This is a genomic window from Bradyrhizobium sp. Leo78 (assembly GCF_059512425.1).
In genome coordinates this window covers 1-1,445 of the sequence record NZ_JCAMOT010000139.1, presented here as the reverse complement: position 1 = coordinate 1,445, position 1,445 = coordinate 1, and the positions used below count along the sequence as shown (strand labels likewise).

Below are 1,445 nucleotides of genomic sequence, written 5' to 3'. Positions count from 1 at the left end.
TGGTGCCCCTGGCCGATAATTGCCTAGAGCCATAACCACTTGAATTTGAAGCCACTTTTGTCGGCGATTGTTGCCGATACCAGCACAAATACCAGCAGGATGCGGACGGCATTAGCTCGCAAAAAACAGCAAACGATCTGCGCCGGCACGGTCCGTGCTCAACAATCGCCCGAATCGAACCGGGCTCAAACTCGAAACCTTTGCAGGAGGCAGGCGAGCGTTTATTCAGCGGCTTTCAGTCTTTCGAAGTGGAGTAATCGAAATCGGGAGTTTGACTCCCACTCTCTCCGCCATCATTTTCCGGCAGCGCAGAAGTTATTTGAGCGCGCAGCCACGTGCCGCGATCAGAGACAATCCTCGATCCGGATCGGCAGCTTGCGAATGCGCTTGCCGATGGCGTCGTAGACGGCGTTGGCGATCGCGGCCTGGATGCCGGCGGTGCCGAGCATACCGATGCCCTTGACGCCGCCGGGGAGATGCGGGTCGTCCTCGTCGATCATGGCGACGTCGAATGCGGGCATGTCGGCATGAACCGGAATGAGATAGTCGGTGAACGACTTGCCGAGGATGCTGCCGGTCGCAGCATCGGTCACGGTCTGCTCATGCAACGCCATGCCGATGCCGCCGATGAGACCGCCGATATACTGGCTCTTCGCCAGCAGCGGATTGAGGATGCGCCCGGCCGCAAAGGCACCGCAGACGCGGCGGACGCGCATCTCGCCGAGCTCGGGATCGACGCCGATCTCGACAAAGATCGCGCCATATCCCATGCCGGTTGCCGCAAGTTTCTGATGATCGGTCGCCGGGCTCTCGCCCTCAGCCTCGAGGCCATCAGTGGCGGCACGTGCGAGGACATCGGTGAGCCTCTCGCTGGCGTTGCCGGAGCGGCTGCGGATCATCCCGTCGGCGAATTCGAGATCCTCCGGCGGCTTGCCGCCGAGCGGCGAGGTGGTGTCGGCCGTTGCGATGCTCGCGAGCGCCGCGCGCAGCTTCGACGTCGCCGCTTCAATGGCGGGAAAGATGCTCGCCGTGACCTGCGATCCGCCGGAGAAAGGGCCGTCCGGCAAGTCGGTGTCGCCGAGCTCGACGGTGATCTTGTCCATGCTTAAGCCGAGTGCATCGGCTGCGATCTGGCCGAGCGTGGTGTAGGTGCCCGAGCCCATGTCCTGTGTCCCGCACTGGACCAGCAGCGAGCCGTCGGCGCGTAGCGCGACGCGCGCGTGGCAGGCCTGGCGGATTGCCGGATAGAGCGTCGTCGCCATGCCGAAGCCGATTTTCCAGCGGCCGACTTTGGCTGCCGATCGCGCACGGCGCTCGGCCCAGCCGAAACGCTCGGCGCCGACGCGATAGCATTCGCGAAGGCTGTTGCTGCTCCAGGGCCGGCCGTTCTCCTGGTCGTGATCAGCAAAATTGTTGAGGCGCAATTCGAGCGGATCGACTCCGAG

The 1,445-nt window shown here is 63.3% G+C and carries 1 protein-coding gene; it reads right to left on the bottom strand.

The window, feature by feature from the left end; translation table 11 throughout:
- Positions 1–344: 344 nt before the first annotated feature.
- Positions 345–1,445: xanthine dehydrogenase family protein molybdopterin-binding subunit (locus AC5ZG1_RS43910; protein WP_496136512.1), on the bottom strand; the 1,101-nt coding region annotated here is incomplete at its 5' end.